8 protein-coding genes and 1 rRNA gene are annotated in these 7,973 nt (G+C 73.9%); 8 read left to right on the top strand and 1 reads right to left on the bottom strand.

Annotated elements, in window-relative coordinates; all coding sequences use genetic code 11:
* Nucleotides 1-93: ribosomal RNA gene (rrf, locus tag AB0I91_RS35640) — 5S ribosomal RNA — on the top strand; the annotation flags it as partial.
* An 88-nt stretch (nucleotides 94-181) separates the two neighbouring features.
* Here rrf and AB0I91_RS35635 read toward each other — a convergent pair.
* Nucleotides 182-1,441 carry a hypothetical protein gene (locus AB0I91_RS35635; RefSeq protein WP_499640859.1) on the bottom strand — a complete coding sequence of 420 codons (1,260 nt, stop codon included), beginning with the start codon at nucleotides 1,439-1,441 and terminating at the stop codon, nucleotides 182-184.
* Between the two features lie 186 nt (nucleotides 1,442-1,627).
* On the opposite strand from AB0I91_RS35635, the gene AB0I91_RS35630 reads away from it, so the two are divergent.
* From AB0I91_RS35630 to AB0I91_RS35600, 7 genes are all read left to right on the top strand, one after another.
* Complete coding sequence (locus AB0I91_RS35630; RefSeq protein WP_499640857.1) at nucleotides 1,628-2,572, top strand: hypothetical protein; 945 nt, start codon at nucleotides 1,628-1,630, stop codon at nucleotides 2,570-2,572.
* A gap of 121 nt (nucleotides 2,573-2,693) precedes the next feature.
* A complete protein-coding gene (locus tag AB0I91_RS35625) occupies nucleotides 2,694-3,482 on the top strand; it encodes an HAD-IIA family hydrolase (RefSeq protein ID WP_498783347.1) in 789 nt (262 codons plus the stop codon).
* A 5-nt stretch (nucleotides 3,483-3,487) separates the two neighbouring features.
* Nucleotides 3,488-3,661, top strand: a complete 174-nt coding sequence (locus AB0I91_RS35620; protein ID WP_197289787.1) for a hypothetical protein — start codon at nucleotides 3,488-3,490, stop codon at nucleotides 3,659-3,661.
* A 3-nt stretch (nucleotides 3,662-3,664) separates the two neighbouring features.
* Nucleotides 3,665-4,471 (top strand): TlyA family RNA methyltransferase, encoded by an 807-nt coding sequence (locus AB0I91_RS35615; RefSeq protein ID WP_499617908.1) that lies wholly within the window; start codon nucleotides 3,665-3,667, stop codon nucleotides 4,469-4,471.
* An 11-nt stretch (nucleotides 4,472-4,482) separates the two neighbouring features.
* On the top strand, nucleotides 4,483-5,376 hold the full coding sequence (locus AB0I91_RS35610) for an NAD kinase (protein ID WP_498783351.1): 894 nt from the start codon (nucleotides 4,483-4,485) through the stop codon (nucleotides 5,374-5,376).
* Nucleotides 5,377-5,451: 75 nt separating this feature from the next.
* The gene (gene recN, locus AB0I91_RS35605) at nucleotides 5,452-7,233 is read left to right on the top strand and encodes a DNA repair protein RecN (protein ID WP_498783353.1); all 1,782 of its coding nucleotides are present in this window, start codon (nucleotides 5,452-5,454) and stop codon (nucleotides 7,231-7,233) included.
* Nucleotides 7,230-7,880, top strand: a complete 651-nt coding sequence (locus tag AB0I91_RS35600; protein WP_499617906.1) for a hypothetical protein — start codon at nucleotides 7,230-7,232, stop codon at nucleotides 7,878-7,880. The genes recN and AB0I91_RS35600 overlap by 4 nt, the downstream gene beginning before the upstream one ends.
* Nucleotides 7,881-7,973 lie beyond the last annotated feature (93 nt).

Genomic DNA, 7,973 nt, shown 5'->3' with positions numbered 1-7,973 from the left:
ACACCCGGTCCCATTCCGAACCCGGTAGTTAAGCCTTCCAGCGCCGATGGTACTGCACTCGTGAGGGTGTGGGAGAGTAGGACGCCGCCGAACATTCTTCCCTGAAAGGGCTTGTGGTTGGGGGCACATTGATTTGTGCTCCAAACCACAAGCCCTTTCGGCGTGTCCACAGTAGGAGGAGCTAGTGCCCAGGTTCGGGGATCGACCCGGCGACCGTCAGCGTGGCCAGGGAGACCGACCGCGCCGATCCGATGACGGTGGCCGTGCCCAGGGAACTCGTAAGCCGACCACCGGTGGTGGCCGTGACGCCCGTGGATCGGGCGAGCGGTCGTCCGGTGGTTACCCGCGTCGGGACGACCGGCCGGGCAACGACCGGTACACCAGTGGCGACAAGCCGCGCGGTGGCGACCGGCGGGATGACAACCGGGGCGAGCGGCCTCGTTATGACAAGCCGCGTGACGACCGCGGCGCAGCTCCGCGACGCGATGACAACCGGAGCGGCGGCTTCCGCCGGGATTCCGGTGACCGACCCGGCTACCCGCGCCGCGATGACCGCGGTGGCGCACCACGTCGCGACGACCGCACCGGTGACCGGGGCGGGTTCCGGCGCGATGACAGCCGTGGTGAGCGTCCCCGCTACGACCGGCGCGACGATCGCGGTTCCGACCGCGGGGGCGACCGGGGCGACCGCCCGAGCTACCCGCGTCGGGATGACCGGCCCAGTGGCGACCGTGGTGGCTACCAGTGGCGCGACGACCGCTCCTCCGGCGGTGACCGTGGTGGCGATCGCGGTGGGTACCAGCGCCGCGACGACCGGCCTGGTGGCGACCGCCCGAGCTACCCGCGCCGGGACGACCGTTACGGCAGCGACCGCCCGAACCGCTCCGGCGGTGACCGGACCGGTGGTGACCGCGGCGGTTACCAGCGCCGGGATGACCGCCCCGGTGGCGACCGTGGTGGTTACCAGCGGCGCGACGACAAGCCCGGCGGTGCTCGGGGTGGGGAGCGTTCCGGCTACCCGCGTCGGGATGACCGGGCCGGTGGCGACCGGCCGAGCTACCCGCGTCGGGACGACCGGCCGAGCGCTGACCGTGGCGGTTACCAGCGCCGGGACGACCGCGGCGGGGAGCGTCCCAGCTACCCGCGTCGGGACGACCGGCCCAGTGGCGATCGTGGTGGGTACCAGCGCCGGGACGACCGTCCTGGCGGCGACCGCCCCAGCTACCCCCGGCGTGATGACCGTGGTGGTGAGCGCGGTGGCGAGCGTCGTGAGTACCGGCCCCGTGACGACCGTTCCGGTGGCGACCGCCCCGGCTACCCGCGTCGCGACGACCGGGGTGGGGAGCGCGGCGGTTACCACCGTCGGGACGACCGGCCCAGTGGTGACCGCAGCGGGTACCAGCGACGGGATGACCGGCCTCGTTACGACAAGCCGGGTCACGACAAGCCCCGCTACGAGAAGCCTCGCCAGGACCGGGCCGAGCAGGGCAAGACCGGGTACGACCGGCCCGCCGGCAGCGACAAGCGGGACTCGCGCAGCCGTGATCGGGCCGCGCGGTTCCAGGAGCGCGTCGCGCAGGCCGACGAGCAGCAGGTCACCGAGGACACCTCGGTCGAGGTCGACGCGGTGGCGGTCGAGGCAGTCGCGGACGACGCGGTTGAGGTCCGGGAGTCTGTGACGGCGCAGGCCGTGGTCGAGTCCGAGGTCGAGGCGGCGGGCGAGAAGTCCGAGGCCGTCGACGAGAGCGACGACGACCAGGGCGATGACGAGGCGGCTGTCGTGGCTGCGGAGGCGCCCGAGTCGGCGGCTGCGCGGTCCGAGGCGCCGGAGTCCGATGAGTCTGAGTCGGTGGCGGTGGCAGCCGGTGAGGGCGACTCCGGGGAGCGCGTGTTCACCCGGGCCCGGACGCCGGAGCTGCCCGAGGACGCCGACATCTCCATCCTCGACCCCGAGGTGAAGCAGGAGCTGCGCGGGTTGCCCAAGGGCCTGGCCGAGATCGTGGGCCGGCACCTGGCGGCGGCGGGCATGCTGATCGACAGCGAGCCGGAGTTGGCGCTGGAGCACGCGCGGTACGCGCGGACGAAGGCGGCGCGGGTCGCGGTGGTCCGGGAGGCCGCCGGGCTGGCCGCCTACCACGCCGGCGAGTGGGCCGAGGCGTTGTCCGAGCTGCGGACCGCGCGGCGCATGTCGCACGGCACCGGGCACGTCGCGGTGATGGCCGACTGCGAGCGGGCGCTGGGTCGTCCCGAGCGGGCCATCGAGCTGGCACGCGAGGCGCAGGTGTCGCAGCTGTCCCCGGACGAGGCGGTGGAGCTGCGGATCGTCGCGGCCGGCGCCCGCCGGGACATGGGTCAGCTGGACGCGGCCGTGGTGGCGTTGCAGGGCGACGACCTGGACGAGAAGCGGCGCGACCCGTGGAGCGCGCGCCTGTTCTACGCCTACGCCGACAACCTGGAGGCCGCAGGCCGCACCGAGGAAGCCGTGAAGTGGTTCCTCAACGCCGCCCAGGCCGACGACGACAACGAGACCGACGCCGCCGAGCGCGCGTTCGACCTCAGCCCGCAGGACTGACGCACCGCGAGACCGGCAAGACCGCTGTCACATGACGGAGAGCACAGCTGAAGGCTCGGCCCCACCCGGGGTCGAGCCTTCAGACTGTTGCCGACCGGACAACTCCTGAACGGAGACGCCTGTGCTGCTGGACCGCTACGACGCCCTGCTGCTCGACCTCGACGGCACGGTCTACCGGGGGCAGGAGGCCGTGCCCGGCGCGGTCGAGGCCGTGGCCGCCGCGCGCGAGCACGGCACCGGCATCAGGTTCGTCACCAACAACGCCTCCCGGTCGCCGGAGACGGTCGCCGAGCACCTGACCGAGCTCGGCTTCCACGCCGCGCTGGACGAGGTCAGCACGAGCGCCCAGGCGGGCGCGGCGATGCTGCTCGACCTGGTGCCGCAGGGCGAGCACGTTCTCGTCCTCGGCACGGACGCGCTGGCCGAGCAGGTGCGGCTGCGCGGGTACCGGCCCACCCGCACCGCCGAGCACGCCCGAGCCGTCGTCCAGGGCCTGTCGCAGGACCTGGGCTGGCGCGAGCTGGCCGAGGCGTGCGTCGCGATCCGCCAGGGCGGCGCGCACTGGATCGCCTGCAACGTGGACGCCACCCTGCCCACCGAACGCGGCCTGCTGCCCGGCAACGGGTCGCTGGTCGCCGCGCTGCGGACGGCGACCGGCGCGGAACCGCTGGTGGCGGGCAAGCCGGCCACGCCCCTGCTGGAGCAGGCGGCGAAGTCGGCGGGCGCGCAACGGCCGCTGGTCGTCGGCGACCGGCTGGACACCGACATCGCGGGCGCGGTCAACGCGGGCATGGACTCGCTGCTGGTGCTCACCGGCGTGTCCACCGAGGCCGAGGCGGACGCGCTGCCGGCGGACCGCCGGCCGACCTACGTGGCTGCCGACTTGTCCGTGCTCCATCGGCTACCTTGAATCCTGTGAGCTTCGAGGTTCCCCTCCCCGGCCCGCCGCGTGATCCCGTGGCCGGGATCGACGACGCCCTGGCCGGTCTCGACGGGCTGGACGCGCTGGACGTGGTCGAGCACGTGGCCCGGTTCGACGACGCGCACACGGCGTTGACGGCCGCGTTGTCCACCATCGACAAGGTCTGACCGGTGCCGCGCAGGGCTCGGCTGGACGCCGAACTGGTCCGCCGCGGGCTGGCCAGGTCACGGGAGCACGCGAGCCAACTCGTCGCCGAGGGCCGGGTGACCGTGCGCGGCACCGTGGCCACGAAACCCGCCACCGCCGTCGAGCTGGACACCGCGCTGGTGGTCCGCGAGACCGACGACCCGAACTACGCCTCGCGGGGCGCGCACAAGCTCGTCGGCGCGCTGGAGGCGTTCGACGGGGTCGACGTGAAGGGCAGGCGGTGCTTGGACGCGGGCGCGTCCACCGGCGGGTTCACCGACGTGCTGCTGCGCGCGGGCGCCCGCCAGGTCGTCGCGGCCGACGTCGGCCGGGGCCTGCTGGACTGGCGGTTGCGCACCGACGACCGGGTCGTGGTCAAGGACAAGACGAACGTGCGTTCGTTGACGCCCGAGGACATCGGCGGTCCCGTTGAACTGGTGGTGGCCGATCTGTCGTTCATCTCGTTGAGGCTGGTGCTGCCGGCGCTGGCCGCGTGCCTCGACGAGGAGGGCGACTTGCTGCCGATGGTGAAACCCCAGTTCGAGGTCGGGAAGGAACGCCTCGGGTCGGGCGGTGTGGTGCGCGACCCGGAGCTGCGGGCCGAGGCGGTGCTGGACGTGGTCGCGTCCGCCGCCGGGCTCGGCCTGCGCCTGCGCGGCGTCACCGCGAGCCCGCTGCCCGGTCCGTCGGGCAACGTCGAGTTCTTCGTCTGGCTGCGCCGGGGCGAGCCCCTCGACGCGGCGGACGCCACCGCGCTCGTGCGCGCCGCCGTAGCGGAAGGTCCCCAGTGAGGACGGATCCAGTGACGAGGGAGATCCTGCTCGTCGTCCACACCGGACGGCGCAGCAACGTGCTGGTGGCGCAGGAGGTCGCGGCCCGGTTCGCGGCGGGCGGGGTGAAGCTGCGGGTGCTGGAGGACGAGGCGCCGGAGCTGGACCCGTCGTGCTTCACGCAGGTCGTGCTCGCCGACGAGAAGGCCGCCGAGGGCACGGAGCTGGTGTTCGTGCTCGGCGGCGACGGCACGCTGCTGCGCGCCGCCGAGCTGGCGCGGGCGGCGGGCGTGCCGGTGCTGGGGGTGAACCTGGGCCGGGTCGGGTTCCTGGCCGAGGCCGACTCCGACGCGCTGTACGAGGCGATCAAGCACGTCGTCGACCGGGACTACGAGGTCGAGGAGCGGATGACGCTCGACATCACCGCGTCGGTCGACGGCGAGGTGCTGGAGGGCACGTGGGCGCTCAACGAGGCCAGCGTGGAGAAGAGCACCCGGGAACGGATCCTGGACGTCGTGGTGGAGGTGGACGGGCGGCCGGTGTCGGCGTTCGGCTGCGACGGCGTGCTGGTGGCGACCCCGACCGGGTCGACGGCGTACGCGTTCTCCGCGGGCGGCCCGGTGGTGTGGCCGGACGTGCAGGCGCTGCTGGTGGTGCCGAGCAACGCGCACGCCCTGTTCGCCCGGCCCCTGGTGGTGTCGCCGGCGTCCGTGGTGGCGCTGGAGGTCGACCCGGAGGGCCATCCGGCGGTGCTGTGCGCGGACGGTCGCCGCACGGTGAACCTGCCGCCGGGGGCGCGGGTCGAGGTGGTCGGCGGCCGCACGCCGTTGCGGCTGGTCCGGTTGCGGCCGGGTCCGTTCACCGACCGGCTGGTGGAGAAGTTCGAGCTGCCGGTGCAGGGGTGGCGGGGTCCGTCGGCCAAGTGAGGCCGGCTTGATCGACACGGGGACACCCGCCCCCGAGCACACGCTTTGTCTGTGTCGCCCAGTAGTGTTCCGTGCGTGCTGGCCGAGATGCGCATCCAGGGCCTCGGTGTGATCGACGAGGCCACCCTTGAGCTCGATGCCGGTTTCACCGTGGTGACGGGCGAGACCGGCGCGGGCAAGACGATGGTCGTGACCGGGCTCCACCTGCTGAGCGGTGGTCGGGCCGAGGCGTCCCGCGTGCGCAACGGCGCGGACAAGGCGGTGGTCGAGGGGCGGTTCCAGGCGCCCGCGGGCAGTCCGGCGGCGAAGGTCGCCGAGGAGGTCGGCGGCGAGCCCGACGACGACGGCAGCGTGATCGCGATCCGCACCGTCGGCGCGGACGGGCGTTCCCGGGCCCACCTCGGCGGCCGCTCCGTGCCGGTCGGCGTGCTGTCCGAGCTGGCCGAGCAGCTGATCGCGGTGCACGGGCAGAACGACCAGCTGCGGCTGCTGCGGCCCGCCGAGCAGCGCTCCGTGCTGGACCGGTTCGCCGGTGACGAGGTCGCCGAGCCGCTGCGGTCCTACCGCAAGGTCCGCGACGAGTGGCTGCGGGTGGCGACCGAGCTGACCGAGCGCACCGCGCGGTCGCACGAGCTGGCGCGCGAGGCCGAGATGCTGCGGCACGGCCTGACCGAGATCGGCTCGATCGACCCCAAGCCCGGCGAGGACGAGGAGCTGGTCGCCGAGGCTCGCCGGCTCGCCGACGCCGACCAGTTGCGCGAGGCCGCCTCGGGCGCGCAGTACGCGGTGGCGGGCTCGCCCGACGGCGACCCGGACGTGCCCGGCGCGCTCGGCCTGATCGGCGAGGCGCGGCGGCGGCTGACGGCGTCGGACGACCCGAAGCTGCGCGACCTGGAGCCGCGGCTGGTGGAGGCGGAGACGCTGCTCGCCGACGTCGGCGCGGAGATCGCCTCGTACCTGGAGCACCTGGACGCGGACCCGGCGCGGTTGGAGCAGGTGCTCGCCCGCCAGTCCGAGCTGAAGTCGTTGACCCGCAAGTACGCCGCGGACGTGGACGGCGTGATCGCGTGGGCTCGGGACGCGTCGTCGCGGCTGGCCGGGCTCGACACGTCGGACGAGGCGTTGGCGGCGTTGGCCGCGCGGCGCGACGAGCTGGCCGTGGAGCTGGCCACCTACGCGGGGCAAGTGACCGCCGAACGGGTCGCCGCGGCCGAGGAGCTGGGCAAGGCGGTGTCGGACGAGCTGACCGGCCTGGCCATGCCGCACGCCACGGTCGAGGTCGCGGTGCGGCCCAGGGTGGCGGAGCAGGGCGACCCGCAGGCGTTGAAGGTGGGCGCGCAGCTGCTGCACGCCGGCGCCAGCGGTGTCGACGACGTGGAGCTGCGGCTGATCGCGCACCCCGGCGCGCCCGCGCTGCCGGTGCACAAGGGCGCGTCCGGCGGTGAGCTGTCGCGGGTGATGCTGGCGCTGGAGGTCGTGCTGTCGCACTCCGACCCGGTGCCCACGCTGGTGTTCGACGAGGTCGACGCCGGTGTCGGCGGCCGGGCGGCGGTCGAGGTGGGCCGCAGGCTCGCCCGGTTGGCGCGCAGCCACCAGGTCATCGTGGTCACGCACCTGCCGCAGGTCGCCGCGTTCGCCGACCGGCACCTGGTGGTGGACAAGACCGCGGACGGCGTGCTGACCCGCAGCGGCGTGCGCAGGCTGGACGAGTCGCAGCGCGTGGTCGAGCTGGCCCGGATGCTCGCCGGCATGGATTCCACCGACACCGGCCGCGCGCACGCCGAGGAGCTGCTGGCGGCGGCGAAGGCCGACAAGGACACCGTGCCCGTGGTGCGGCGCAAGGCGAAGAAGAAGTGAGCAGCCGGCTGCTCGGCGCGGTCCTGCTGGTGGTGGCCGGTGTCGGGGCCGTGATCGGCACGTTCCTGCCGTTGTTCACGCAGGGCGGCGAGTCGGTGGGCGCGCCGCCGATGGTCATCGTGACCTCGTGGCAGCACGTCTTCGCCAACGTGCCGGAAGGTCTGGACTTCGGCACCGTGCAGAGCACCCAGTACGGGGTGCCGATCGTCGTGGCGGCCGTGCTGCTGGGCATCGCGGTGGCGCTGGTGTTCCTGCCGGAGTCGCAGCGCCTGGCCTCCCGCTACCTGGCGATCGGCGGCACGGGCGTGCTCGTGGGGGCGGTGTCGAGTGCGGTCGCGTACGTCGTGGCCATCGTCGGCAACGCGTCGCGGCAGCCCGAGGGGCAACCCTTCGCGGTGACGGTCGGCGAGGGCGTCGTGGTGCTCGGCGCGTCGGTGGTGGTCGCCGTGGTCGGCGTCGTGCTGCTGCACGCCCGGCGGCCCGAGCCACGCCCTGAGGGGCCCGTGGTCTACCGGGTCGACGGCGTCGAGGACGACACCGACACCCCGCCGTTCGGCATCCCCGTGGCCGAGGTCGAGGTCGCGCGGCTCCCGGACTCCCGGCCCGACGACTCCCGACACGACGACCGCCGCGTCGAAGGACCGTGACGGCGAGGCCGGGCCGGGGGCGAAACCGCACCCGGTCGGCCGTTGGCGACGGCGCCCGTCCCGGCTTTGCTGGTAGGTGTGGAGTGGTCGGTC

The sequence above is a fragment of the Actinosynnema sp. NPDC049800 genome, assembly GCF_040656635.1.
In the GTDB taxonomy this organism is placed as follows: domain Bacteria; phylum Actinomycetota; class Actinomycetes; order Mycobacteriales; family Pseudonocardiaceae; genus Actinosynnema.
The sequence above is the reverse complement of the archived record's forward strand: the minus strand, read 5'-3'. Positions and strand labels throughout refer to the sequence as shown.